This window comes from Tenacibaculum sp. XPcli2-G, from assembly GCF_024124505.1.
GTDB lineage: Bacteria > Bacteroidota > Bacteroidia > Flavobacteriales > Flavobacteriaceae > Polaribacter > Polaribacter mesophilus.
Genome location: NZ_JAMXSH010000003.1, coordinates 595,633 through 622,142 on the forward strand (window position 1 = coordinate 595,633; position 26,510 = coordinate 622,142).

Here is a 26,510-nt window from a genome sequence, read left to right on the forward strand (position 1 = left end):
AAGAACAAAACAATGAAATAATAGATAAAGGACATACTTGGAATATAAAAGTACAAGGTGAACTTAGTAAAGACCAAAACGAACCTGTAATATTCAAAAATGAAAATGGATTAATAGAAGCCACTTACAGCGAAAAATATTTGGATGGAATTGAAAACCAAGTAAATTTATTTAAAGTGTTTAGCTACCTGTTTAATTACACAGATGAAACCTCATTAATCTATTTAGTCAGTAAGACAAGTGAATTAGACGTTATGGAGCGTGTAATAGGCTTAAAATCCAAAAACGAGTATGAAGTCGGAGAAGTTTTTACTAGAAAAGAAATGCTCTCTATTATACAATTACATCTAATTGAAAATTATCTGAAAAGAAAAAATAGTGGAATTGAACAAGTAATTAATTCATTTATCGCACACATAAACGAACTACTTGAGCCTAATAATTTAATATTTCAAATTAGAGTTTCAGACTCACCTGAATTAGACAAAATTCGTACCCTTTTACCTGATTTTGACTTTTTATTAAAACAGTATAAAAATTTAGCTGATGATGGCACTATCAATATAGAGCTTCTTCAAGTAAGCTCAAAACCAATAGGGTTTAGTCAAATTACCAGTCAAAATACCCAAAAGTATCTTTATTCTAATGACAAATTAATTTTAAAACTCAAACACATATTTTTTCAGATCAAAGTCATATGTATTACACAGAAACTTTTGGAACAAAACACACTAATTTGTTTGATTTACTAACACAGGAAACAGTAAACATTGAAGATTTTGCAAACTACCAAAAAGATACAATTCAAACTTTAGTTGAAGATGGTTATCTAAAAATCAATAATGAAAAAAATGTAGAAATAGATAAAATCACTTTTATATACATCATTAGAGAAATTCATAGAAACGAATTACTAAGTTATTGGCATTATCCAAAATTTGTAAGAGACGAAATTGACCTGTTAATTGAGAAAAAAATGTTGTTCAACGAAACCACTTTATTTTCTAAAGAAGAAGTAAAATATCTTAATTTCTATCTAAACCAAAAGATATATACAAATGGTTACGATTTAAGAAATAAGTATTCGCACGGAACAAACACTCAATCTGAGGACAAACATAAAAGTGATTATTATTTAATACTCAAAATAATTATTCTTACTTTGTTAAAGATTGAAGATGATATAATTATAAACAAAAAAACTGCTGCTAACAATGGTTATAAGTAATTGTTTGTTCTCGCCTACTTCTGAAAATCCTCGCGGATTTTGAACTGCACCCAAAAAGTTAGACACTATTCATAACCGAGGCCGTTATATTTAAGACTAAAAAAATTAGCGAGAAGATAAAAGAAAAGGTATAAAATGAGAATAACAAATACATTACTAATTGCATTCTTCTCTTTAAGTTTATTAAGTTGTAATTCAAAAAAGCAATTAGAAAACAAGTGGGATAAACTTACTAAAGCTGATAGTGAACAGGTTGAAATTAAAAGGATAGAAGAATTAAGTGATTTTATTTCTAAAATAAATGGGCATTTTAAAATGAATGGAATTACTCAAAATAAAGACACTTTAAACCTATTAACACAAACAAAGGATTCTATAAAAATAGACCATATAAATCTTATAATTTACTGGAAAGAAAATAGTTTCCATGCAAAAAACTGGAAGCCTATAAACCAAAATAATATTTATTTATTTTTTAGAGAATAAATAATAGTAATGCTATCTGCTAATTTTAATGACGTATATAGACTATGTTACTTAAAAATATCTTATTCTATTGCGTTAGTTTTATGTCGTCTATTATTATTGTATAAATCCAATCAATTAAATGTATATTTACCTCATAGCTAACTGTTTTTTTATCAAATTAATAACAAGTTTAATAAATATTGTATGAAAAAAATTGCCTTATTATTTCTTTTTTTTCTTGTAAACCTAAATATTTTTAGCCAAAAAAAAGAAAACTTTAAGCCTGGTGTTTCTTTAATTGAATATAAAATAATGTCAGATTTAACTTCTCAAAATTCTATTCTTTTTATTTTTGAAGGCGATACCCATCTAATTAATTTTTACCTTGATTTAAAAGAAAATTTAGTGAAAAGGTTTAAAAATTCAAAAGTAAAGGTTGACTTTAATTATGAGTTATTTTCTAAGAAACCATTTAAATCTGATTTAAGTTTAATTCCTAAACAAACATCTTCTAAAAATAATTACGATCTTATTTGTTCAATCTCTTTATTAAATTTTAAAAGTTTTGACGAGCATTTAATAAAAAAAAGCAAACAAAATTATAATTTAAATCTAAAATTTAAAGAGAAGAAAACTAATGAACTTATTAATACAGCCATCATAAATGTAAATAGTTTTTATACAATTACTACTCAAAATAAAAACTTAAGTAAGGTAATTTATAATTTAATTAGCAATTCTCCCCAATCATACAAGTAACTTATAAATAATTGTAAGAAAAAGAGCGCAATTAATAAAATATTTCAAAAGATATATTACTTAGACTACAAACCTTGTAATGTGAATGATTATTGACGAAAAGACTTTGTTAAAACAACATTATAAAAACTAAAATTGATAAAAAATTACATATAAAAGCAATAATTAAGTATTTATGACGCCTCAAAAAGATCAAAACCAATTCAATGTATTAAAAATATATCTAAAACAGTTTGAATACTTGTTCAATAATAAACCTAACATTTCAGTTCTAAAAGTTGGAGAAAAATTTATTCTAAAAAAAAGTATTGATAATTTTTTAAGTGAGAATAGTATTTACTTTTTTGAAAATAATACTTCTAGAGTTGAGCAACTATTTAAACAATTAATTTATAATATTGAACCAATATATTTGAACATAATTTCAGATTTAGATAATTACCAAACCTTACGTAACAACTCCTTTACTAAATTAGTTCAAATAATTTCCTACTTCACTATAAAAAGTAATAACTGGCATTCAATGATGCATTTTAATTTAAATTCCAATAACAAAACAAACTTTTTAAAACAAATTTGTGCTCATCATACAAATAGCTTAAAAGATATAGAAGCTACAAAGTTTTACAGAGATGTAGCTAACCTTCCAGTTGATGATATAATAAGTTACACGTTACTTTTTTCTGCTGAATATCTAGTAAGAAAGATTGAAAGTTGTAAAATTATATTTCTTAAATCTACAGATGACGCACCTTGGTTTACTAGCGATAGTCCTGTTGTTATAAAAAATGAAATTATTACAGAAAAAAGTGAAATCTACTTTCCTATAAACCGCACATACCTCGCTTACTTATATTTTGAAAATTCTAACCTTAAAAGAAATAAATTACAAAACTTGAAGACAAACAGTATTCATTTAGTAAATGATCAACTTAGTTGGAAGTTACAACAAATAATTATGAAAAATGCTGGTAATAATATTATCTTTTAAATATTAATTAGATTATAGTTTATTAAAAAATTTCACCATTAAAAACAAAAGAACAGGTTAATACCAAATATTAACTTGAATAAAAAAATTGATTTGATTAAATATAAAAACTTATTCAGCTTCTTATCAAAAAATATATTTTAGTTAAGAAACAGCCTTTTTGATAGTTATTTTATAATCCCTAAATGAATAATACGTCCCCCTGATTGATTTACGGGGTTTACACTCTTTCCTACTACAACACCTCTTTCTGGAGCATAATATTTCTTAATTCTATTACCAAACACATCTCGTAGTGTAGCAATATGGTCTCCTTCTTCTACAATATCTCGTAAATCAACATGTACTGTAAGTAGCCCTCCTTCTTGGGTATATAACCAATACGATTTTTTACAAACTACTGTATTTCTCTTAGAGGTTTCATATTCATCATCCGTAATTCCTAAATATGCCAATACATTGTGCACTCCTGCTACTCCACTTTTAATTATTTTCTTTTGAAAACTATTTGGGTTACCCACTTCAATAGTAATAGATGGGATTCCTAACTCTTCTGCAGCTCCTCGTAAAGTACCGTCTGATGGTGGTGTATGTACTATAATTTCAGCATCTTGTAATAAGGCTAATTTTTTGGTGACTTTATTGTTCATATCACTTCTAATATAAAATGAATTCACTCTACCAAAACTAGCTGTATGGAGGTCTAACAAATAATCAAACTTCTTTATTACCAAATTCAAAAAACGATTGGCATATACTTCACTTGTATTTCCATTATCTTTTCCTGGCATAATTCTGTTAATATCAACTCCATCGCTAAAAACTCTTGTCCCTCGAACAAATGAAGGCACATTAACCACTGGAATTCCTACAATTGTTCCTTTTAAATTTTCTGTATCTAAATCTTTAAACAATCGCTGGATAACTGATATTCCGTTTAATTCATTTCCATGAACTGCTGCTGTAAGCCCTAATACAATACCATCTTCTTTTCCTCTAGCTACCATGACAGGAATACACGTGGGAATTCCCATTGCGTTAGAAGTAACCTTTAACCAATAATTTTTAATAGAATTTTTAGATGTTTGATTCACATCAAACTCGGTAATATATTCAATCTGGTGTCCCATACTCATACTTTTAATATAATTCGTTTAACAGCGTACTATCGTTGTTTAATGAAGTAAATAGTTTCTTTTTAAACTTTTTATTCGAGTTTATTAAACTAATACACATTTTGTCGATAGCAATGGTAGAAAGTACAGTTTGTATAAAAGTTTCTATTAAATCGTCTATACCTAAACCTAGTTTATTATAATCTCTTCTGTCCATAATTAACAAACGATTAGTGTCTGAAGTCCATTCATTTTCACCTAACTTAACTGATAAGTTAGTTCCTAACATTTGCCAAGAATCTTTACTACTTTCTAAGTCGTTTTCCAACGGTAGCAATGCCCTTCTCGAGTACATACACAATGGTTTTATTCCATCTTTTGTACTACTAATCATCATACGAATGTCTGACACAAACGTTTCTCCTTTAGCATTTGGCATTGTACCAACATGATAATATTTGCCTTTTGTGCTTACTGAGCTCCAATTGTAATTCCCTATTAAACTTTGTACAATAAAACGTTCATATTCGATTTCTAACTTCATAAACTCTTCTAGTTCTTGTTCGTTAACAATCGTAAAAACTCCTTGTCCTGCATTACTATAAGGTATTTTTATAACTGCTTGCCCTCCCATTTTTTTTACCCACAGCGGAATTTCATTCTTGCTAACATCCCAAATAGTATCTGGAATATTTATTTTCATTCCATATTCTTCTAATTCTGTGTTGTAAATATCATATGCTTTGGCAGCTACCATTTTATTTCTTCCTCCAGCCAAACAAGTAATAATAGGGTTTAAAATCTTTGTTTTACTATTAATTGGGAATCTATTCCATGGTTTTTGAGTTACATATCTAAAAATACCTCGTAACGGAATCCATTCTTCTTCTTGTTTTAGATAAAAAATTTCATTTTCTATTTTTATATGATCGTTATCTTTATTTGAATAATAAGGTACAAGAAAAACATCTTCTTTAAAAACATCAGCTATAACAGCTGCATAACCTGATGTTTCCATATAATTTTTATCATAAAATACCGCTAATCTACCATCTTTAACAAGTTTTCGCTTTTTCTCTAAGATAGGTTTAAACGTTCTTTCAATTAACAAGCGATATACTCCGTCTTCTTTATTATCATCTAACAAAGGCATTGATTTTTGACCTGATGGGCATGAGTTATTCTCTATAATAACCATATTTTTATCTCCATCTGCCGATGTTGAGTTAATCAAATCTGCTCCTCCCCATAAAAAGTACTTACATTCATACGATAAAATTTCTCTAAGTTTTTCTGCATTTACTTTTGGATGTAAGTGACAATACCTAGCAATAATTCGTTCTTTATCAAGGTTTAAAAAAAAGTTTACCATTGGATGAATTGTAGCATTCAGCACCTTAGGATACCAATGGTTCTCGTTATTAAATGTATTAGGTTTTATAAGTTCTGTTATTTTCATTCTTTTTTATTTTTGTTTTTAAAAATAGCTAAAAACAATTTTTTTATTTTTTAAATATACCAACTATTTTAAATATTAAGTATTATAAAAAATAAGATTCTACATTCATAAATAATTTAGTAATTTCGACCCTCTAAATTACTTTCATGAAAGTTTGTATCGCCGAAAAACCTAGTGTAGCCCGTGAGATTGCTAATATCTTAGGAGCCAGTACCAAACGAGATGGATATTTCGAAGGGAACGGCTATGCAGTTACGTATACATTTGGTCATTTATGCACACTTTTAGAGCCTAAAGACTACAAACCGCACTGGAAAAGCTGGGATTTAAATAACCTACCGATGCTTCCTGAGCATTTTGAAACGAAAGTTACTAATGATAGTGGTATTCAGAAACAGTTCAAAATTGTTAAGTCTTTATTTGAAAAAGCCGATGTGGTTATCAACTGCGGGGATGCTGGGCAAGAAGGAGAACTCATTCAACGATGGGTTATCAATCAAGCAAATTACAAAGGTAAAATTCAACGGTTATGGATTTCTTCTCTAACGGAAGAAGCAATTAAAGAAGGGTTTGAAAACCTAAAAGACAACGACGATTATAATAATTTATATTATGCGGGATTTTCTCGTGCTATTGGTGATTGGCTATTAGGCTTAAATGCTACCCGGTTGTACACTGTAAAATTTGGCGGTTACAAACAAGTGTTATCTATTGGTAGGGTACAAACTCCTACCCTAGCTATGTTAGTAGATCGTTATAAAGAAATTCAAAACTTTAAACCTGAACCTTATTGGGAGTTACAAACGCAATATCGTGAAACCTTATTTAGTTGTGAAGAAGGTCGTTTTCTTAAAAAAGAAGAAGGGCAAGCTTTCGCTGATAAAGTAAAAGAAAGTGATTTTGAAATAACCTCGGTTACTAAGAAAAAAGGAAAAGAATACGCACCTAAACTTTTTGACTTAACAGGTTTACAGGTATACTGCAACAACAAATTTGGGTTTTCAGCAGATGAAACCTTAAAAATTGTTCAGAAATTATACGAAATGAAAGTAGTTACATACCCTAGAGTGGATACTACTTTTTTACCGAATGATATTTATCCTAAGGTTCCAAATATTTTAAAAGGACTAAAACAATATGCTTCGTTAACACAACCTTTATTAGGAAAAAAAATACGTAAATCGAGTAAAGTTTTTAACGATAAGAAAGTTACCGATCACCATGCCATTATTCCTACAGGAGTAGAAATCAATCTGCAATACAACCAACAACAGGTATATGATATTATTGTAAAACGATTTATTGCCGTGTTTTATCCTGATAGCGATATTTCAAAAACCGAAGTTAAAGGTGAAGCTGATAAAGTGCCTTTTAGAACTTCAGGAAAAGAAATACTTACCAAAGGTTGGCGAGCTGTTTTTGAATATGGAAACGATTCTAAAAAAACAGAAGAGAAAGATGTGCTTCCAACTTTTGAAAAAGGAGAAAAAGGTCCGCACGAACCTTCTTTTTTAGAAAAAGAAACCAAACCACCTCGTAATTATACCGAAGCGAGCTTGTTACGTGCCATGGAAACTGCTGGTAAGCAAGTAGATGATGATGAAATGCGTGAATTGATGAAAGAAAATGGTATTGGACGACCATCTACACGTGCGAGTATTATTGAAACGTTATTTAGAAGAAAATATATTGAACGCCAAAAAAAGTTAATTATTCCTACCCAAACTGGTATCGATTTGATTGATTTAATTGATAACGAACTTTTAAAATCTGCCGAATTAACAGGACTATGGGAAAAACGTCTGAAAGAAATTGAACGTGGTGAATACCATGCTGCTACGTTTATCAATCAAATGAAAAAAATGGTAGACGATTTGGTCTATGAAGTTCGTTCGAGTTCTAAAACCAAACGAATTTCTTACGAAGCTCAAAAAACAAAGCAACCTCCTAAAAAAACGACTTCAAAAAAGAAAACCGTTGTTGGTAAAGAATGTCCAAAATGTAAAAAAGGTCAATTATTAAAAGGAAGTGCTGCTTATGGCTGTTCTGCTTATAAAAATGGTTGTGATTTTACACTGGCTTTTGAATTTATGGATAAAAAAATATCCGAAAACCAACTAATTCGTTTGCTTGACAAAGGTTGTACTACCAATTTAAAAGGCTTCAAACAAGAAGATAAAAAAGTTGAAGGTTTGGTTCGTTTTGATGATAACTTCAATTTAAAATTTGAACCAAAAAAAGGAATTACTACAAAAGAAGAGATTACTTCGTCACAAACTCCTCGTAATGACAGTGAAAAAATAACCTGCCCTAAATGTAATAAAGGAACTGTTTTAAAAGGTAAGTCTGCCTATGGATGTTCTGAGTATAAAAATGGTTGTGACTTTGTGTTTACTTTTGAAAACATCAAAAAAATGGCTAACGGACAACCGTTAACCAAAGAATTAGTATATAAATTTTTGACTTCTAAGTAAGTTCTTTATAGTAGTACTCTATCAGTTTCTCTGGATTTTTAATCGTGTTTTTTATCCATTTAAAGTACAGTACCTTCTTTTCTTCTTCTGAAAGTTGCCAATGTATGTCTGTTCTTTTCAAACGTGTAGTTACATCTTGTAAAGTAATAGCTGCTGCTACCGATATATTTAAACTCTCGGTAAAACCTACCATTGGTATTTTTAAAAACCCATCCGCTTCTTGTTTGATATAATCTGAAATTCCATCTTTTTCAGCACCAAAAACAAATGCAGATTTTTTTGTCACATCAAAATCGGGTAAAATACACGAATCAGTATGTGGAGTGGTTCCTATAATTTGGTATCCTTTTGCTCGTAAATCTTCTAAACAGGCTTTGGTATTGTCTCCATCTTCTTTATACCGATGAATATCTAACCATTTCTGGCTTCCTTTTGCTACATGTCTTGAAACCTTGTTCGTAAACTTATTTTCAATTGCATACACATCTTGTACTCCAAAAATATCGCAACTTCTCACCACCGCACTGGCATTGTGTGGTTGGTAAATATCTTCTAACACTACCGCGAAATGACGTGTGCGTTCATTTAAAACCTTATAAAAGGTTTCTTTTCTTTTCTCAGTAATGTAGCCTTCTAAATAGGCTAATAATCCTTCATCAATCATACAACAAACATAGTAATTTTTCCTATTTTTAAGCGCAGAGCGATAGCCCAGTATTTATTTTCTTAAACTTGCAACAAAATTTATATTTATGAAAAAACGATTGGTTGTATTAACAGGTGCTGGTATTAGTGCTGAAAGCGGTATTAAAACTTTCAGGGATGCTGATGGTTTATGGGAAGGACATGATATTTATGAGGTGGCTTCACCTGAAGGGTTTCGTGCTAACCCTGAGTTAGTGTTAGATTTTTATAACCAGCGTAGAAGGCAACTTTTAGAAGTTTCTCCTAATAAAGCACATCATAATCTAGTTTCTTTAGAAAATAATTTTGAAGTTGATATTATTACGCAAAACGTAGATGATTTACACGAACGGGCAGGTAGTTCTAATGTGATTCACTTACACGGTGAACTATTAAAAGTACGTAGTACCCAAAATGAAAACTTAGTATATCCTTGGAAAAAGGATATTGCTTTAGGAGATGTTTGTGAAGAAGAAGCTCAATTACGCCCACATATTGTTTGGTTTGGTGAAGATGTTCCATTATTGGAAAAAGCTGCTGAAATTACTTTACAAGCTGATATTTTAGTAATTATAGGGACTTCTATGCAAGTATATCCTGCTGCTAGTTTGGTTAATTATGTACAGCATAACACACCAATTTATTTTATAGATCCTAAACCTGCTGTAAATAAAAACGCCTTCAATAACTTAACTATTATTGAAGACGTTGCTAGTTCTGGTACTGATAAGTTAATTACAATACTTAATAAGGCTTTATGAATTTGATGTTAATCGATCAAAATACTCGTACAGTTCTCCTTTAGAAATAGTACTTCCTTTCTCAATTAAGTCAAAAATTTCAGCATTTCTTTCTTCTTGATATGCTTTTGAGCCTCTTAAAAACTCAATTGCTTCATCATTTGGATTTTTTAGTAACCACTCAAACCCTTCTTGTTCTAAAACATTAATCTCTTTATCAGTTTTTATCACAATGCGATGCATTTCTTTTTCTTCGCATTTAAATAGGTTTACTAAATTTGGAGAAAAATGTTCTAAGTACTCTGTTTTGGTTAATACATCATCCCAAACAACATCGCTAAATACATTCATTTCATCTTCTGCCACATGTGGTTTCTCTTTTTTTAATTCATCCCATTCTTTTTTATCAATGTTTTGTGATGCTAAAAAACGTGCGAACTCTTCGTGTAGTCCTTCAAACTGCTCCTTTGTAAGTTGTCTATATTTCAAAAATTCAAATTTTAATAATTAACTGACCCTAACTTTTATTCATTCTCTTTACTTAGGGCGATTATATTGTTTTGCTTAATCTATCTATGAGGGTTTCATGGGGCAATTTTAATAATAAATTAGGATTAGGGCAATTTTGCTTGTAAAAATCCAACGTTTTTTTTGAAGACACTCCTGGGTAATCTCCATAATAATCTTCAATATCTATTATTAACTGAAAGTGTAAATGCGGAGCATAATCTCCATTTACAGAACTATCTCCTAAAGTTCCAATTTTCTCTCCTTGTTTAACTTTTTTACCTACTGATATGTCTTTTAAAGATTCTAAGGATAAATGACCATACAATGAATAAAATTCATTTCCTTCTATTGAATGTTTGATTATAATTGTTGGTCCATAATCTCCATAGTTTACATTGTTTTTAAAACTATGAATTTCTCCATCTAATACTGCTAAAATATCTGTACCTGCATCACACCACAAATCAATTCCCAAATGAATATTTCGTTGATTTTCTTCTGATAATTTATTAAAATGTTCACTTCTATTATAAATATCTCTTACTTCTAAATATCCTCCAAAAGCAACTGTTTTTTTATGTTTAAAAAAGTAGTTTTCTAAATATGCTTCCCATTCTTTTGATGAAGAAACGTCAAAAGTTAACTCTTTGTTAGATGCAGCTATTGAAATTGGAATGTACTCATTAAAAGATATGTTAGCATTAATTACATGCAATGGTTTTTGAGATATATTCTTAAAAAAATCTGTCATAAATAGTTTTATATATAAAAAAGAGTAATCAAAGATAATTGATTACTCTTACATATGTAAATTACACAAATTATTCTATCGTGTTACAGTTCCGCTAATTTCTCTAACAGGCCCTGCTTCCATATCAAATGTTACATGATCTTCTGCATCTGCTGGTACTCCATGTGCTAAAGGTTTTAATGTAAATGGAGCTGGACTGTTATCTGGATAGGGTTCAACAGAAATAACAGCTGTTGTTCCTCTTAAATCTGTTGGAAAAATAAATCCATCTGGAGCATTTTGTATAAAATCTTCTCCCGGGTATCCTGGTCCATTATTTTCATTACCTTTAAATGGTGTTGTTGTTGCATTATCATCTGCCATTGCTACATCTGTAAAAGTTCCTGTACTAATTGGCGTACCATTAATAACTACCCAACCTTCATATTTCCAGCCCTCAGGTAAAGTTGGTAAAGAAAGTCCTGTTGCAGGACTCCCTCCTGTTAAGTCTAAAAACCAAATACCACTTCTTTCATTATTCATCATTCCATCAGTTGGGGTAGCTAAAATGTATTTACCTGTTGAAGTTGAAAAGTCTCCTACAATTCCTGTAGATGATATTCCTGCTGAATTTCCTGAAAAATCTCCTGCTAGCACTTTAGTATTTGCTGGTGCTGGATCTGGGTCGTTTGCTGGTTCAATGGTTAAAACAAATGTAGTTGCTGCTGATAGCATGTCAGAATCAACTACAAAAGAGCTTTCAGACAACTCTCCTGAATCATTTACATTAAAAGTTCCTGTTGATACAGGAGCTCCTCCTACAATTATCCAACCTTCATACACATAATCAGTTCCTAAATTCTCTAGACCATTAACATTTAAACTTAAGTTTGATGTTTTTGGTGTATTATCGTCATCATCATTACAGGCAACAAAAGTTAACGTACTTACTGCTGCTATTGTTAAAAGTATTTTTTTCATTGTTTTTGTAATTTTGAGTTTATACAAAAACAAAGTTACTTGCAGTTTTTCTAATAAAATGTTAGCTAGCTTACACTTACGCTATTTTTTTTAGTAGTCGTATCTCCTTTCTATTAAAATTAATAATTTTTTCTTCTTTTAACTCGTTCATTAAGGTGTTTAAAGTTGGCCTTGAAGTACCTATAAGTGTTGCTATATCTTTTTGTGTATATGGGTGTTCTATTACTTGATCTCCAGTTTTTTCACATTCATGTCCATATTCTTCACACAACTCTTTAAAAAACTCTAATAAGCGAGTACGTGTGTCTTTAAATAATAATAACTGAAGCCTTCTTTCTAACTTTTTTATTCTCAAACCAATAAATTTATAAATCTTAAAACTTACAGGTATATTATCTCTCATCAAAGAATACATAGTTTCTCGTGATACTGGACAAATTTCTGTTGTATTATCTATAGATTGAGCAAATTCATTTCGTTTTTCAATACCCAAAATAGCTTTTTCTCCAAATATTTCTCCTTTGGTTAAAATAGCCTTAATTACTTCTTCTCCTTCTTCTGTATAATAACCTAGTTTAACCTTTCCTTTATCTATTAAATAAATTTTATTTGCGACATCTTCTTCAAAATAGATATAGTCTTTCTTTTTATAAAGACTTAAAGTATGTGTTTCTTTATAGGCAGGATATTTATGTGGGCATAATATTTTAAATAAGTTAACATCTTCAAAATACCAAAGTGCACTCATAGTTTTTACTTTTTAAATTTTAAGTCGAAAAAGCTAAAAATACATTACAAAAAAGCTCTGGAGTTTTCCAGAGCTTTTTTTACCTTTATTTTGCGAGTAGCCTTTTAAGCGTTTTGCTTTTTTATTAAGTTTAAAGCTGAACCTTCTTTAAACCACTCTATTTGCCCTTTATTATATGTATGGTTTGTAATAATAATATCTTTTGAACCGTCTGCATGAACAACTTCTATTGTTAATGGTTTGTCTGGAGCAAACTCGTTTAAATCTAAAAAGTTGAACGTGTCATCTTCCTGAATTAAATCATAGTCATTTTCGTTGTCAAATGTTAACCCTAACATTCCTTGTTTTTTTAGATTTGTTTCATGAATACGAGCAAAAGACTTTACTAAAACTGCTACTACACCTAAATGACGAGGCTCCATAGCTGCATGCTCACGAGAAGATCCTTCTCCATAATTATGATCACCTACAACTATAGTTGGAATTCCTTTCGCTTTATACGCTCTTTGTGTTTTTGGTACTGCATCATATTCACCTGTTAACTGACTTTTTACAAAGTTAGTTTGCTTATTAAAGGCATTTACAGCCCCTATTAAACAGTTATTAGAAATGTTATCTAAATGACCACGATAACGTAACCATGGTCCTGCCATAGAAATATGATCTGTAGTACATTTACCGTGAGCTTTAATTAATAATTTAGCTCCTTTTATTTCATCTCCAATTGGTGTAAATGGAGTTAACAATTCTAATCGTTCAGAATTTGGATCTACTACAACTTCAACATCACTACCATCTTCTTCTGGAGCTAAATATCCATTATCGTCAACTTCAAATCCTTTTGGTGGTAATTCCCAACCTGTAGGTTCGTCTAACATCACTTCTTCTCCATCTTCATTAATTAACTTATCTGTTAATGGATTAAAATCTAAACGACCTGCAATAGCAATGGCTGCAGTTAATTCTGGAGAAGCAACAAAGGCATGTGTATTTGGATTACCATCGGCACGTTTTGCAAAGTTTCTATTAAATGAATGCACAATAGAATTTTTAGGAGCATTCTTAGGATCTTCATAACGTCCCCACTGACCAATACATGGTCCGCACGCGTTAGTAAATATTTTTGCATCTAAGTTTTCAAAAACTTGTAAGATACCATCTCTTTCAGCAGTATAACGTACTTGCTCAGACCCTGGGTTTATACCAAACTCTGCTTTTGTTTTCAATCCTTTATCTATTGCTTGTTGTGCAATAGAAGCCGCACGCGATAGATCTTCATAAGAAGAGTTTGTACAAGAACCTATCAATCCCCATTCTACCTGCAATGGCCAATCGTTTGCTTGAGCTTTCTCTGTCATTTCCTTTCCTACTGGAGTAGATAAATCTGGCGTAAAAGGTCCGTTTAATAATGGGCCTAATTCTGATAGATTAATTTCAATTACCTGGTCAAAATATTGTTCAGGGTTTGCATATACTTCAGCATCTGCCGTTAAGTATTCTTTTATTTCATTTGCTGCATCTGCTACATCACTTCTATCTGTTGCTCGTAAATAACGCTCCATAGATTCATCGTAACCAAAAGTAGAGGTTGTTGCTCCAATTTCTGCCCCCATATTACAAATAGTTCCTTTTCCTGTACACGACATTGCTGTTGCACCAGGTCCAAAATACTCTACAATAGCACCTGTTCCTCCTTTAACTGTTAAAATTTCTGCAACTTTTAAAATAACATCTTTTGGTGCTGTCCATCCAGATAATTTACCTGTTAACTTCACACCTATCAACTTAGGAAACTTTAATTCCCAAGGCATTCCTGCCATAACATCTACAGCATCTGCACCTCCAACACCAATAGCTACCATTCCTAAACCTCCTGCATTTACCGTATGAGAATCTGTACCAATCATCATTCCTCCCGGAAAAGCATAGTTTTCCAAGACTACTTGGTGAATAATACCCGCTCCTGGCTTCCAAAAACCAATTCCATATTTATTAGAAACTGACTCTAAAAAATTAAAAACTTCATTTGAGTTATTTAATGCTGTTTGCAAATCTGTTGAAGCACCTACTTTTGCCTGAATTAAATGATCGCAATGCACCGTTGTTGGTACAGCTACTTTATCTTTTCCTGCTTGCATAAACTGTAACAATGCCATTTGTGCTGTTGCATCTTGACAAGCGATACGATCTGGAGCAAAATCAACATAATCCTTTCCTCTTTCGAAAGCTTTCGTTGGTGTTCCATCCCAAAGATGTGTGTATAAAATTTTCTCTGCTAATGTTAAGGGTTTTCCAGTAATTTTTCTTGCAGTATCTACTCGTTCTACTACTTTACTGTATACCTCTTTTATCATTTCTATATCAAAAGCCATATTTATTAATTTTTGTTATCCTACGAATTTACCAAAAAAAAATAGTATAGAAATGAAGCTACTATATAATTATAATGAGTTTAAATAGTTATTATCTATAATAGATTTTCTAATTTTATATGTAGTTAACAGTATAAAAAAAGCTCAAGTATTATACTTGAGCTTTTAGTTACTTTATTTAATAAATAAATTATACTACTAACTGCTTTTGAGATGGCTTAAACTTAGTTAAAACAATACCATCAACTGCTTTTTCGTACTCTTCCATAGTTGGAGTTCTTCCTAAGATAGTAGACAAAACAACAACTGGTGTTGAAGATAATAGTGATTCTCCTTTTTTCTCTCCTGAATCTTTTACAACTCTTCCTTGGAATAAACGTGTAGATGTTGCCATTACCGTATCTCCTGGTTCTGCTTTTTCTTGGTTACCCATACATAAGTTACAACCTGGGCGCTCTAAATATAGCATGTTTTCATACTTTGTACGTGCTAAGCCTTTTGGAGCATTATCATCAAATTCAAAACCTGAGTACTTCTGTAACACTTCCCAATCGCCCTCTGCTTTTAATTCATCAACAATGTTATAGGTTGGAGGTGCTACTACTAACGGAGCGTTAAATTTTACTTCTCCTTGTTGAGATTCAATATTTTTTAACATTTGAGCTAAAATTTTCATATCTCCTTTGTGTACCATACAAGATCCTACGAAACCTAAATCTACTTTTTTAGTTCCTCCATAAAAAGATAATGGACGAATAGTATCATGTGTGTAACGTTTAGAAACATCTTCATTATTTACATCAGGGTCTGCAATCATTGGTTCAGCAATTTCATCTAAATCAATAACTACTTCTGCGTAATAATTCGCATCAGCATCTGGTTTTAAAGCTGGTTTTGTACCAGTTTTAAGCTCTTGAATTCTGTTATTGGCTTTATCAACTAAACCTTGTAACATTTGCTTTTCGTTATCCATACCTTTATCAATCATGATTTGGATACGATCTCTTGCAATTTCTAAAGATTCAATTAACGTTTCTTCTTCTGAAATACAGATAGAAGCTTTTGCCTTCATCTCAGCAGTCCAGTCTGTAAATGTAAAGGCTTGATCTGAAGTTAAGGTACCAATGTGTACCTCAATAACACGCCCTTGGAATACGTTTTCGCCATCAAATTGCTTTAACATTTGTTGTTGCGTAGCGTGTACCACGTCACGGAAATCCATGAAGCTTCTCATATTTCCTTTAAAGGTTACTTTAACTGACTCTGGAATTGGCATAGTTGCCTCTCCTGTTGCTAAAGCCAATGCTACTGTACCTGAATCGGCACCAAAAGCAACTCCTTTAGACATACGAGTGTGAGAATCTCCACCAATAATAATATCCCAATCATCAACAGTAATATCATTTAATACTTTATGAATTACATCTGTCATTGCATGATATTGACCTTTTGGATCACGCCCAGTAATTAAACCGAAGTCGTTCATAAATTTCATTAAACGAGGAATATTCGCTTTTGACTTATCATCCCAAACAGAAGCTGTGTGACACCCCGATTGGTAACCAGCATCTACAATTGGTGAAATTACCGTAGCTGCCATCATCTCTAATTCTTGAGACGTCATTAAACCTGTAGTATCTTGAGACCCTACAATGTTTACTTCTACACGAACGTTAGAACCTGCATGTAATGTCTTACCTGGTGTAGTTCCAACAGCATTTTTATTGAAAATTTTCTCAACAGCTGTTAAACCTTGGTTTTCAATAGAGATTTCTTTTGATGCTGCATATACTTGAGGAATATCAATACCTAAAGCTTTACAGGCAAAAGTTTGTAATTTTTTACCGAAAACTACAGCATAAGATCCTCCAGCCTTAATAAACTCCATCTTTTGAGGAGTTAAAGCTGTAGAAATATCTTTTAACTCTTGATCTCCGTTATATAATTTTTTCTCTTTTGTATTGATTGTTAAAACAGTTCCAGTTTTAACAGAATACATCTCTTTTAAAATTGGTTCTCCATCTTTATCTACAACTGTATTACCGTTTTCATCTTTTTGTTTTACCCAGTTTTTTAAATCGATTCCAATTCCTCCGGTTACTCCAACTGTGGTTAAGAAAATAGGTGCTATACCATTAGTACCGGCAATTACTGGCGCAATATTGATAAATGGTACGTATGGAGAAGAAGGAACACCTGTCCATAATGCCACATTATTTACTCCAGACATACGAGAAGATCCAACTCCCATAGTTCCTTTCTCAGCAATCAACATTACACGCTTATCTGGGTGTTGTTCTTTTAATACTAATAATTGCTGTTGCATTTCTTTATCATGCTCAAAAATAGATTGTCCGTGTAACTCACGATCAGATCTAGAGTGAGCGTCTGCTCCAGGAGATAATAAATCGGTAGAAATATCACCTACACCTGCAACAAAAGTTACTACTTTTATTTCTTCTTCTACTTCTGGTAACTTAGTAAAGAATTCTGCCTTAGCATAGCTTTCTATTAATTCTTTAGCTATTACATTGCCATCTTTATATGCTTTTTCTAATCTTTCTGTATCTGCTTCATATAAGAAAACTTGAGTTTTTAATACTTTCGCTGCTTCAACGGCAATATCAGCATTATTTCCAAGTGCTAAATCTAATAACACTTCAACAGATGGACCACCTTTCATGTGTCCTAATTGTTCAAAAGCAAAAGCAGGAGTTATCTCTTCTACTACAGATTCACCTAGAATAATTTCTTTTAAAAAGTTTGCTTTTACACCTGCAGCACTTGTTGTACCTGGTAAAACATTATAGATAAAGAAATTAAGAGAGTCTTTTCTGTGAGGATTGTTTACATCTTTAATTTGTGAGATGATTTCAGTTAACAATTCACTTCCATCGATAGGTTTAGGGTGAAGACCTTGACCTTTTCTTACTTCAATCTCCTTTAGGTAATCTGAGTATGTGTTCATAAAAAGTTTTGTTTTTAAATATTTAGAAGGAAATAGTAAAAGTTATTACGTATTAAAACCGTTCTTTTACAGCTTTATCCTGTTAATTTTTGCTTAGCAAAAGTAATATTTTAACCTCAATTTTAAAAATAAACAACAAAACAGTCAAAAAAGCAAATTAATTTAATTAGAAAGACCTATTTTTAAAAATATATCAAAAAAACAAATGTAAAAACACCTAATAATTATCAAATTGATAATTCACTATTTTTAAGTGTATTAAAAAAAATGCTATAATGATTCTAAATAGGAAAAAAGCAGACCCATAAGCTGGATTCTGTCCCTTAAAAAATAAGGTTCTTATCATTTATCTAGTTCTGAAATTACTCTCAGAATCAATCTGCCTACCCCTTAGAATCGCGCGAGTAGCGCTCAAGCTCTAATGTACATGGCATTGCACCGCATAGAGTTTACCTGGTTTCACTACAGCATTACCTGTACATTCTTTCTGTTGCACTTGTCCTCGGTTTACACCGGACGGATGTTATCCGCTATGCTACTCTATGGTGTCCAGACTTTCCTACTTATATTCATATAAGTCGATAAGATAGGTCTGCTATTATATTGTTATTATCAAATAAAAGTTCACACCTCTATTCATAAAAAAACCCACTCAAAAGAATTGAGTGGGAAAATTGCTATGAAAAAGAAAAAGTGTCTAGAACGTCTCCTAGACACTGCAAATATATAACTGTTTTTCGTTTAAAAAAAATTTTATTTAAAAAAATTATCTTTTTTATGATTTTTTTAAGAAAACATGTCTTTAACCTTTTCAAAGAAAGATTTGTCTGATTTCTGAGGGTTTGGGCTAAAGTTCTCATCTTCTTGCATTTCCTCAAAAAACTTACGTTGATCTTTCGTTAGTTCTTGCGGAGTCCATACATTTATATGAATTAAGAAATCTCCATTACCATAACGCTCAATACTTGGTAATCCTTTTCCTTTTAAACGTAAAATCTTACCTGATTGCGTTCCTGGTTCTATCTTAATCTTTACTTTTCCTGTAACAGTTTCTATTTCTTTTGATACTCCTAAAACTGCTTCTGAAAAATTAATATATAAATCGTAGTGAATATTACTACCTTCACGCTTTAAATTTTCGTGTGGTACTTCTTCAATTAACACTAATAAATCTCCTGGAATTGAGTTTTTACCTGGAGCTTCATTTCCTTTACCTCCTACTTTTAATTGTACACCTTCTGTAACACCCTCTGGAATATTGATAGAAACGGTTTCTTCTTTTACTACCATTCCTTGTGCATCTGCTCCACTTGGTTTTTTATCTAGCATCTCTCCTGCTCCATGACAGGTACTACAAGTAGTAGCTGTTTGCATTCTACCTAAAATAGTATTGGTAACACGCATTTGTTGTCCGCTACCATTACATGTTGAACATGTTTTATAGGTTACTCCGTCTGCTTGAACTTTTCTACGAACTTTTACCTTCTTTTCTACACCTTTGGCAATTTCTTCTAGTGTTAACTTTACACGGATACGTAAGTTACTACCTTTAACTCGTGCTTGACGGTGACCTCCACCACCAAAACCACCGAAACCTCCTCCGAATGCTCCTCCGAAAATATCTCCAAATTGGCTAAATATATCATCCATATTCATACCTCCACCACCGAAGCCTCCATGACCTCCTTCAAAAGCAGCATGACCGTACTGATCGTAACGAGCTTTTTTGTTGTCGTCACTTAACACCTCATAAGCTTCTGCGGCTAGTTTGAATTTTTCTTCAGCTTCTTTATCATCAGGGTTTTTATCTGGATGGTATTTAATAGCCATCTTACGATATGCCTTTTTAATTTCAGCTTTTGATGCTGATTTTGATAATCCTAATATTTCGTAATAATCTTGTTTTGCCATAACTTTCAATGTTCAACTATTAGTAAGTAAGTATCGTTAGTGACCAATAGTTGTATTAATGATGATTGTTTTACGCTTGCCCCATTACTACTTTAGGGTGACGAATAATTTTATCTCCTAGCTTATATCCTTTCTCCACACAATCTATAATTTTTCCTTTTAATTCATCTGAAGGTGCTGGTATTTGTGTTATTGCATCATGAACTTCTGCATCAAAATCATCTCCTGGTTTTACTTCTATTTCAGTTAACCCTTTTTGAGTTAAGGTGTTTTTAAACTTATTATTAATAAGTTCCATACCTTTTAATAACTCAGAGTCTTCTGTTTTTTTAATTTCTGCCAAACCTCTATCAAAATCATCCATAATTGGCAGTAAAGCTGTCATTAATTCTTGACTTGCAGTTTTAAAAAGTTCAATACGTTCTTTTGAAGTACGTTTTTTATAGTTTTCAAACTCTGCAAATAATCGCAGATATTTATCTTTCTCTGCTTGAATTAATTCTTCTGCCGTTGGCTCTTCTTTAGCTTCAACCTCTTTATTTTCTTGAGTTTCTTCTTGATTCTCTCCTAAGTCGCCATTTTTAATAGCGTCGTTAATTTCGTCTTCTTTTGTATATTGATCTTTACTCATTGTAAATCGTTTCATGTATTTAACACTTTTTGATTAACAATAATATTGCCAATAAAAGAAATGTGTCATAATGACATTGCAACATAACTTCTCAAAGAAAATCACAGTATAAAGTTCAAAAAACATATTTATATTTTGTTCAAAGATTTCAAAACTATATATTTAAAAAATTTTTATTAATTAATTTATAACATAAAAAGTCCCTCATTATGAAACAGAATTTTTTAAACATTTCAGGAGTTACCGTTCTTTCAAAGAACCAACAAAAGAACTTAACAGGTGGTGCTGCTATTGATCTTAATAAATGTGGATGTGACTGCTCAGGAAGCGTTACAGGTCCTATTTATTGTCATCAATATTTTGCTTGTACACAAGAGTACACTTGTAATGAAGAAATGTAGAGAAATAAAAAAGCTGTTATTTTAAAAATAACAGCTTTTTACTTCATTATAAGTTTATAACTTTATAAAGGTTTAACTAATTTAGCCTTTGTAGGTATAACAAATTCTGCTTCTTCAATAAACTTTATGTTTGATAACTTAACCTCTCCTATCTCTTCTTCATATCCGTTTTTTAATGACCACATATGAAAAGTCCAATTAGTTGCAAAAGGAATTGAATTAACTAATTCGATATTGTTATACTTAATAGCATGCGGTTCTTTTTCTGCTTTTTCCTTTCCTTTACCAAAAGTAACAATATACGCCGCTCCTTCTAAAAAGTTTGTACTAGGATTTTTATAAATTACATACCAGTCGTCTGGTGCATCACCTGTTCCAGAAGCAAAGGTTAGTTTACCTGTATCAAAGTTTTTAGTTCCCCATTTATTTTCTTCAAAATTAGACCAAATAGTTCCATCGTCGTTTAGTTTATAAGGTAACCCTAAAAAATAAGACCATGTAAAAATATCAAACCTTGCTGCTGCTAAATCTTTCTCTTTTATTCCAACTGAATACACTTCTTTTCCGTCAAAAAGTATTATTTCTCCATTATTTTTCTCTATCTTTATTTTACCTCCACCTGGTTCTTGTGTTATTGTTCCTGTTAAGCGATTTTTTCCACCAAAAGTTATGTCTATATCATACTTTAAATACTTTTGATTCATAAAAGCTTTTTTATGATGCGCTTTTTCTATTGAAGACGTAAAGTCTTTCTCTTGAGCTACAAAAATTATTGTTTGTAATAGTAAAATAACAAGTGTTATTCTTTTTTTCATAATGATTCATTTAAGTTAAAGCGGCTTAGTCGAAACAAGTTTCTTTTAATTACACTGTGCTTTAATTTTTTTCGTCATAAAAAAATCCCAAGTTAATTGATTTGGGATTTATATTTATTTCTTGTTACTTTTTTACTAGCTATCAATTCGTTCAATCTTTGCTCCGATAGATTTTAAACGTGCTTCGATATCTTCGTAACCTCTATCTATCTGTTCAATATTATTAATAATACTTGTCCCTTTTGCTGAAAGTGCTGCTATTAATAATGAGATACCTGCACGGATATCTGGAGAGGTCATTTTTGTTGCCTTCAACTGCGATTTAAAGTCATGACCTATTACTGTAGCTCTATGAGGATCACATAAAATTACTTTTGCTCCCATATCAATCAGCTTATCTACAAAGAACAAACGACTTTCAAACATTTTTTGGTGAATTAGTACGGTTCCTTTTGCTTGTGTGGCAACTACCAATACAATACTCAATAAATCTGGTGTAAACCCAGGCCATGGTGCATCTGCTACAGTTAATACTGACCCGTCAATATAACTTTGAATTTCGTAGCTTTCTTGCTCTGGTATGTAAATATCGTCTCCCTTTCTTTCTAATTGAATTCCAAGTTTTCTAAATACATTAGGAATTTGTCCTAAATCATCCCAACTTACATCCTTAATTGTCAATTCCGAACGTGTCATAGCAGCCATACCTATCCAACTACCAATCTCAATCATATCTGGCAATATAGTATGTTCACAGCCTTTTAGAGTTTCCACTCCTTCAATAGTGAGTAAATTAGATCCTACTCCAGTAATTTTTGCTCCCATTGAGTTCAGCATTTTTGATAATTGCTGAATGTAAGGCTCACAAGCTGCGTTATATATTGTTGTGGTTCCTTTGGCTAATACTGCTGCCATAATAATATTTGCTGTACCAGTTACCGAAGCTTCATCTAGCAACATCTCTGCTCCTACTAATCCTGTTTCTGTTTCTACACCGTAGAAATATTCTTCACGATTATATCGGAATTTTGCTCCTAAATTGATGAATCCTTCAAAGTGAGTATCTAGACGACGACGTCCTATTTTATCACCTCCTGGTCGAGGAATATATCCTTTTCCAAAACGAGCCAATAACGGACCAACAATCATAATAGACCCTCTTAAAGAGCTTCCATCTCTTTTAAATTCTGGTGACTCTAGATATTTTAAATTGATATCGTCTGCTTGAAAACTATATGAGTTTTTAGATAATTTTTCTATTTTAACTCCTAATTCTCCTAAAATAAAAATCAGTTTATTAACATCAATAATATCAGGAACATTGTTTATAATTACTTTTTCTGACGTTAACAACACCGCACATATTACCTGTAATGCTTCATTTTTTGCTCCTTGTGGTGTTATTGTTCCTTTTAATTTGTGACCTCCTTCTATTTTAAATGATGCCATTTACTTTTTTCTGTATTTAGTATTTGTTTTTCCTTTTGATTTGTGCTGTCCTTGTCCGCTACGTTTTCTTAACAGGCTTTTGCTATCTGTTAAGTCCTCATCAATATCTCGAATATCTATTTTTCCTTCAGACAGCTCATATAAATGATCGAAAATAACACTATCTTCAACTGTGTCTTTGTTCCAGTTTAAATAGCATTTTTTCATATGATTAGCAATGGTGAATACCAAAGCTTCTTTCATTTCTCCTTCTTCCCATGTTAATGCTACATCAATCATGGTTTGAATATTTGTACCATAAAAACGATACTTTGATGCTGATTTTGGATATGGCAATCGCTCAGGAGATTCTTGTAACTCTTCCTTTGAAGGTGTTTCGTAAGGAGAATCAACATCTAACTGAAAATCTGCCATTATATGTAACTGATCCCAAAGTTTATGCTTAAAATCAGGCACATCGCGTAAGTGAGGCTGTAAATTACCCATTACATCAATAATAGCTTTAGCCATTGTATTTCGTTCTTCTTTATCTTCTAAAGCGATACAATGATTCACTAGCTTTTGTATATGCCTCCCATATTCTGGGATAATTAATTTGGATCTTTTCGAATTGTATTCTAAATCAAACGTCATTTCTCTATATTTTATCTATGCAAAATAGGTAATTATTATGAATTAACTACCCGATTACTTTCAATTTTGCAAATTGTAACAATAATTTCTTTTTACCTACGGTACTAAACTCTATTTCTGCTTTTTTATTGGGTCCTTTCCCTTCTAAAGCTACTACTTTTCCAGTACCAAAACGGTTATGTTCTACTACGTTTCCTACTGTGATTTCTCCATCAAACAAATTCATTTTTGGGCTCATTTCTGAAACCTTCTTCATTTTACTTTTTGGAGGAACCATATTTGTTTTTTCCTTCTTCGCTAAGAACTCTTTTCTTTTCTTTTGAATTGGTTTTTGAAAACGTATTTTCTTTGGTGAATCGTCTTCAAATAAACTAGCATCAATAAACCTATTTACTGATGGTTCAGGTACTTTTGGCGTTAAATACTCTAAATATTGCTCATCTATTTCTTCTAAAAACCTACTTGGCTCACCATCAGTTAATTTACCCCAACGATAACGTGTTTGTGCATAAGTTAAATAAGCTCCTTTTTCAGCTCTTGTTAACGCTACGTAAAACAAACGACGTTCTTCTTCTAACTCACTGCGAGTATTCATACTCATTGCTGAAGGGAATAAACTTTCTTCTAAACCTACAATGTACACGTAAGGAAACTCTAACCCTTTGGATAAGTGAATTGTCATTAACGAAACTCTAGGTTCTTCATCTTGTTTATCGGAATCAAAATCAGTGGCTAGTGCGACGTCTTCTAAAAATGAAGTTAATGATGCGTCTTCTCCTGTTTCTATTTTATCGGTAATAAAGTCTTTTATTCCGTTTAAAAGTTCTTGAACGTTTTCAACCTTATTAACGCCTTCTGGAGTTCCATCTTTTTGTAAATCTTTTACTAGCTGAGTTTGCTTTACCACCAAATCAGCAATTTCAAAAGCATTTTTTGTTTGCGCTTCAATTTGAAAACGCTGAATCATGTTTACAAAATTCTGCAACTTTGTTTTGGTTCCAGAGTTTATATTAATATCTACTGTACTGATATTTTTTAAAATATCAAACATCGATTTTTTGTAATGATTCGCTGCAATTGTTAATTTATCTAACGTTGTAGCTCCAATCCCCCTTGCTGGGTAGTTAATAATACGTTTTAATGCTTCCTCATCATTCGGATTGATTAAAATTCGTAAATACGATAGTAAATCTTTAATTTCTTTACGTTGGTAGAATGAAATACCTCCGTAAATTTTATATTTAATATCTTTTTTACGCAATGCATCTTCTATAGCTCTTGATTGTGCGTTGGTACGATATAAAATTGCAAATTGATCACTTGTTAACTGATGATTCATTTGGTTTTCCCAAATAGATTGCGCCACAAAACGCCCTTCTTCTCCATCAGAAATTGTACGCATTACCTTCACACTATCTCCTGCATCGTTAGCTGTCCAAATTTCTTTATCTAGCTTCGTTTTATTCTTATCAATTACACTATTCGCAGCGCGTACGATGTTACTTGTTGAACGGTAATTTTGTTCTAACTTGAATGTTTTTACATCTGGGTAATCCTTCTGGAAGTTCAAGATATTTTGAATATTCGCTCCACGGAATCCATAAATACTTTGCGAATCATCTCCTACCACACAAATATTCTGAAAACGATCAGCCAACGCACGTACAATTAAATATTGCGAATGGTTGGTATCTTGGTACTCATCTACCAAAATATATCGGAAACGATCTTGATACTTTGCCAACACATCTGGAAAACGTGCTAATAATTCATTGGTACGCAATAATAAATCGTCAAAATCCATCGCTCCTGACTTAAAACATCTATCTACATATTCTTTATAGATATCACCTGTTCTCGGTCTACTCGCTTCTAAATCGGCTTGTTGTAAATCAGAGTTATTAAAATACGCTCTAACCGTAATTAAGCTGTTTTTAAAAGACGATATTCTGCTTAAAATTTGTTTTGGTTTGTATCGATCTTTATCTAAATTCATTTCTTTGATAATCGTCGTTATCAATCGAACTGAATCTTGTGTATCGTAAATGGTGAAGTTTGACGGATAACCTAATCGATCAGCCTCTGAACGTAAGATACGTGCAAAAACTGAGTGAAATGTTCCCATCCAAAGGTTTTTAGCTTCACTATACCCCACTACTTTACCAATACGATCTTTCATTTCACGAGCAGCCTTGTTGGTAAATGTTAACGACAAAATGTTAAAAGCATCTACACCTTGCTCCATTAAATAAGCAATTTTATAAGTCAGCACTCTCGTTTTACCCGATCCTGCTCCTGCTATAATTATCATTGGGCCGTCTTTTTGTAAAACAGCTGCTCTCTGTGGTTCGTTAAGTTGCTCTAAATAAGTATTCAATGGAAATTAAATTGAAAGTATTTTAAAAATGGAAAATTAACCAATCTTTTAGGTTTTTTAAAGATT

23 protein-coding genes and 1 other RNA gene are annotated in these 26,510 nt (G+C 31.7%); 8 read left to right on the plus strand and 16 right to left on the minus strand.

The genetic code is table 11. The annotated features are described in order from the left end of the window. Positions 1-140: 140 nt before the first annotated feature. From NH341_RS10495 to NH341_RS10515, 5 genes are all read left to right on the plus strand, one after another. Positions 141-752, plus strand: a complete 612-nt coding sequence (locus NH341_RS10495) for a hypothetical protein (protein ID WP_253056784.1) — start codon at positions 141-143, stop codon at positions 750-752. Then, complete coding sequence (locus tag NH341_RS10500; protein ID WP_253056786.1) at positions 737-1,228, plus strand: hypothetical protein; 492 nt, start codon at positions 737-739, stop codon at positions 1,226-1,228. Before NH341_RS10495 ends, NH341_RS10500 begins: the two co-directional genes overlap by 16 nt. Positions 1,229-1,363: 135 nt before the next feature. After that, entirely contained in the window at positions 1,364-1,714 is a 351-nt protein-coding gene (locus NH341_RS10505; protein ID WP_159616036.1) for a hypothetical protein, read from the plus strand. Positions 1,715-1,900: 186 nt separating this feature from the next. After that, entirely contained in the window at positions 1,901-2,455 is a 555-nt protein-coding gene (locus tag NH341_RS10510) for a hypothetical protein (protein WP_253056788.1), read from the plus strand. A gap of 175 nt (positions 2,456-2,630) precedes the next feature. Further along, positions 2,631-3,446 carry a DUF4238 domain-containing protein gene (locus NH341_RS10515; RefSeq protein ID WP_253056790.1) on the plus strand — a complete coding sequence of 272 codons (816 nt, stop codon included), beginning with the start codon at positions 2,631-2,633 and terminating at the stop codon, positions 3,444-3,446. 167 nt (positions 3,447-3,613) lie between these two features. Here the strand turns inward: NH341_RS10515 and NH341_RS10520 are convergent, their stop codons facing one another. Beyond that, positions 3,614-4,576, minus strand: coding sequence for a succinylglutamate desuccinylase/aspartoacylase family protein (locus NH341_RS10520; protein ID WP_159615727.1), 963 nt, complete (start codon positions 4,574-4,576; stop codon positions 3,614-3,616). 10 nt (positions 4,577-4,586) lie between these two features. Next, positions 4,587-6,020: a hypothetical protein gene (locus tag NH341_RS10525; protein WP_159494866.1), complete on the minus strand. Its 1,434-nt coding sequence runs from the start codon at positions 6,018-6,020 to the stop codon at positions 4,587-4,589. Positions 6,021-6,166: 146 nt separating this feature from the next. Between NH341_RS10525 and NH341_RS10530 the strand changes: the two genes are divergently transcribed. Continuing rightward, on the plus strand, positions 6,167-8,494 hold the full coding sequence (locus tag NH341_RS10530) for a type IA DNA topoisomerase (RefSeq protein ID WP_253056792.1): 2,328 nt from the start codon (positions 6,167-6,169) through the stop codon (positions 8,492-8,494). Here NH341_RS10530 and NH341_RS10535 read toward each other — a convergent pair. After that, on the minus strand, positions 8,487-9,158 hold the full coding sequence (locus tag NH341_RS10535; protein WP_253056794.1) for an RNA methyltransferase: 672 nt from the start codon (positions 9,156-9,158) through the stop codon (positions 8,487-8,489). The genes NH341_RS10530 and NH341_RS10535 overlap by 8 nt on opposite strands. An 88-nt stretch (positions 9,159-9,246) precedes the next feature. Here NH341_RS10535 and NH341_RS10540 point away from each other — a divergent pair, with 88 nt between their 5' ends. Next, on the plus strand, positions 9,247-9,939 hold the full coding sequence (locus NH341_RS10540) for an NAD-dependent deacylase (RefSeq protein WP_173361019.1): 693 nt from the start codon (positions 9,247-9,249) through the stop codon (positions 9,937-9,939). On the opposite strand, the gene NH341_RS10545 is transcribed toward NH341_RS10540, so the two are convergent. From NH341_RS10545 to NH341_RS10585, 9 genes are all read right to left on the minus strand, one after another. Beyond that, positions 9,934-10,407, minus strand: coding sequence for a DUF6495 family protein (locus NH341_RS10545; RefSeq protein ID WP_253056796.1), 474 nt, complete (start codon positions 10,405-10,407; stop codon positions 9,934-9,936). The two genes, NH341_RS10540 and NH341_RS10545, sit on opposite strands and share 6 nt — an antisense overlap. Before the next feature lie 61 nt (positions 10,408-10,468). Continuing rightward, complete coding sequence (locus tag NH341_RS10550) at positions 10,469-11,179, minus strand: peptidoglycan DD-metalloendopeptidase family protein (RefSeq protein ID WP_159615735.1); 711 nt, start codon at positions 11,177-11,179, stop codon at positions 10,469-10,471. 75 nt (positions 11,180-11,254) lie between these two features. Beyond that, on the minus strand, positions 11,255-12,139 hold the full coding sequence (locus NH341_RS10555; RefSeq protein ID WP_159615737.1) for an anti-sigma factor: 885 nt from the start codon (positions 12,137-12,139) through the stop codon (positions 11,255-11,257). Positions 12,140-12,215: 76 nt separating this feature from the next. Next, on the minus strand, positions 12,216-12,887 hold the full coding sequence (locus tag NH341_RS10560) for a Crp/Fnr family transcriptional regulator (protein ID WP_047790590.1): 672 nt from the start codon (positions 12,885-12,887) through the stop codon (positions 12,216-12,218). 104 nt (positions 12,888-12,991) lie between these two features. Further along, positions 12,992-15,259 (minus strand): aconitate hydratase, encoded by a 2,268-nt coding sequence (locus NH341_RS10565; RefSeq protein WP_159494872.1) that lies wholly within the window; start codon positions 15,257-15,259, stop codon positions 12,992-12,994. A gap of 190 nt (positions 15,260-15,449) precedes the next feature. Then, on the minus strand, positions 15,450-18,227 hold the full coding sequence (locus tag NH341_RS10570) for a bifunctional aconitate hydratase 2/2-methylisocitrate dehydratase (RefSeq protein ID WP_253056798.1): 2,778 nt from the start codon (positions 18,225-18,227) through the stop codon (positions 15,450-15,452). 289 nt (positions 18,228-18,516) lie between these two features. Beyond that, positions 18,517-18,826, minus strand: an RNA gene (gene rnpB / locus NH341_RS10575) — RNase P RNA component class A. Between the two features lie 187 nt (positions 18,827-19,013). Further along, the gene (gene dnaJ / locus NH341_RS10580; protein ID WP_073183511.1) at positions 19,014-20,138 is read right to left on the minus strand and encodes a molecular chaperone DnaJ; all 1,125 of its coding nucleotides are present in this window, start codon (positions 20,136-20,138) and stop codon (positions 19,014-19,016) included. A 70-nt stretch (positions 20,139-20,208) separates the two neighbouring features. Next, complete coding sequence (locus tag NH341_RS10585; protein WP_231128407.1) at positions 20,209-20,784, minus strand: nucleotide exchange factor GrpE; 576 nt, start codon at positions 20,782-20,784, stop codon at positions 20,209-20,211. A 194-nt stretch (positions 20,785-20,978) separates the two neighbouring features. On the opposite strand from NH341_RS10585, the gene NH341_RS10590 reads away from it, so the two are divergent. Next, the gene (locus tag NH341_RS10590) at positions 20,979-21,170 is read left to right on the plus strand and encodes a hypothetical protein (protein WP_239179435.1); all 192 of its coding nucleotides are present in this window, start codon (positions 20,979-20,981) and stop codon (positions 21,168-21,170) included. A 62-nt stretch (positions 21,171-21,232) separates the two neighbouring features. On the opposite strand, the gene NH341_RS10595 is transcribed toward NH341_RS10590, so the two are convergent. The 4 genes from NH341_RS10595 to NH341_RS10610 form a co-directional block, all read right to left on the minus strand. Beyond that, positions 21,233-21,985 carry a DUF6503 family protein gene (locus NH341_RS10595; RefSeq protein WP_073183513.1) on the minus strand — a complete coding sequence of 251 codons (753 nt, stop codon included), beginning with the start codon at positions 21,983-21,985 and terminating at the stop codon, positions 21,233-21,235. A 135-nt stretch (positions 21,986-22,120) separates the two neighbouring features. After that, positions 22,121-23,434 (minus strand): UDP-N-acetylglucosamine 1-carboxyvinyltransferase, encoded by a 1,314-nt coding sequence (murA, locus tag NH341_RS10600; RefSeq protein ID WP_047789037.1) that lies wholly within the window; start codon positions 23,432-23,434, stop codon positions 22,121-22,123. Beyond that, positions 23,435-24,067: a DUF4290 domain-containing protein gene (locus NH341_RS10605; protein ID WP_047789038.1), complete on the minus strand. Its 633-nt coding sequence runs from the start codon at positions 24,065-24,067 to the stop codon at positions 23,435-23,437. A gap of 46 nt (positions 24,068-24,113) precedes the next feature. Beyond that, complete coding sequence (locus NH341_RS10610) at positions 24,114-26,444, minus strand: ATP-dependent helicase (protein ID WP_253056800.1); 2,331 nt, start codon at positions 26,442-26,444, stop codon at positions 24,114-24,116. Between the last annotated feature and the right edge of the window lie 66 nt (positions 26,445-26,510).

Coding starts and splice junctions, on each gene's coding strand:
- NH341_RS10505 (WP_159616036.1), top strand. CDS start 1,364: ATGAGAATAACAAATACATTACTAATTGCATTCTTCTCTTTAAGTTTA.
- NH341_RS10510 (WP_253056788.1), top strand. CDS start 1,901: ATGAAAAAAATTGCCTTATTATTTCTTTTTTTTCTTGTAAACCTAAAT.
- NH341_RS10515 (WP_253056790.1), top strand. CDS start 2,631: ATGACGCCTCAAAAAGATCAAAACCAATTCAATGTATTAAAAATATAT.
- NH341_RS10520 (WP_159615727.1), bottom strand. CDS start 4,576: ATGGGACACCAGATTGAATATATTACCGAGTTTGATGTGAATCAAACA.
- NH341_RS10525 (WP_159494866.1), bottom strand. CDS start 6,020: ATGAAAATAACAGAACTTATAAAACCTAATACATTTAATAACGAGAAC.
- NH341_RS10530 (WP_253056792.1), top strand. CDS start 6,167: ATGAAAGTTTGTATCGCCGAAAAACCTAGTGTAGCCCGTGAGATTGCT.
- NH341_RS10535 (WP_253056794.1), bottom strand. CDS start 9,158: ATGATTGATGAAGGATTATTAGCCTATTTAGAAGGCTACATTACTGAG.
- NH341_RS10540 (WP_173361019.1), top strand. CDS start 9,247: ATGAAAAAACGATTGGTTGTATTAACAGGTGCTGGTATTAGTGCTGAA.
- NH341_RS10550 (WP_159615735.1), bottom strand. CDS start 11,179: ATGACAGATTTTTTTAAGAATATATCTCAAAAACCATTGCATGTAATT.
- NH341_RS10555 (WP_159615737.1), bottom strand. CDS start 12,139: ATGAAAAAAATACTTTTAACAATAGCAGCAGTAAGTACGTTAACTTTT.
- NH341_RS10560 (WP_047790590.1), bottom strand. CDS start 12,887: ATGAGTGCACTTTGGTATTTTGAAGATGTTAACTTATTTAAAATATTA.
- NH341_RS10565 (WP_159494872.1), bottom strand. CDS start 15,259: ATGGCTTTTGATATAGAAATGATAAAAGAGGTATACAGTAAAGTAGTA.
- NH341_RS10570 (WP_253056798.1), bottom strand. CDS start 18,227: ATGAACACATACTCAGATTACCTAAAGGAGATTGAAGTAAGAAAAGGT.
- dnaJ (WP_073183511.1), bottom strand. CDS start 20,138: ATGGCAAAACAAGATTATTACGAAATATTAGGATTATCAAAATCAGCA.
- NH341_RS10585 (WP_231128407.1), bottom strand. CDS start 20,784: ATGAAACGATTTACAATGAGTAAAGATCAATATACAAAAGAAGACGAA.
- NH341_RS10590 (WP_239179435.1), top strand. CDS start 20,979: ATGAAACAGAATTTTTTAAACATTTCAGGAGTTACCGTTCTTTCAAAG.
- NH341_RS10595 (WP_073183513.1), bottom strand. CDS start 21,985: ATGAAAAAAAGAATAACACTTGTTATTTTACTATTACAAACAATAATT.
- murA (WP_047789037.1), bottom strand. CDS start 23,434: ATGGCATCATTTAAAATAGAAGGAGGTCACAAATTAAAAGGAACAATA.
- NH341_RS10605 (WP_047789038.1), bottom strand. CDS start 24,067: ATGACGTTTGATTTAGAATACAATTCGAAAAGATCCAAATTAATTATC.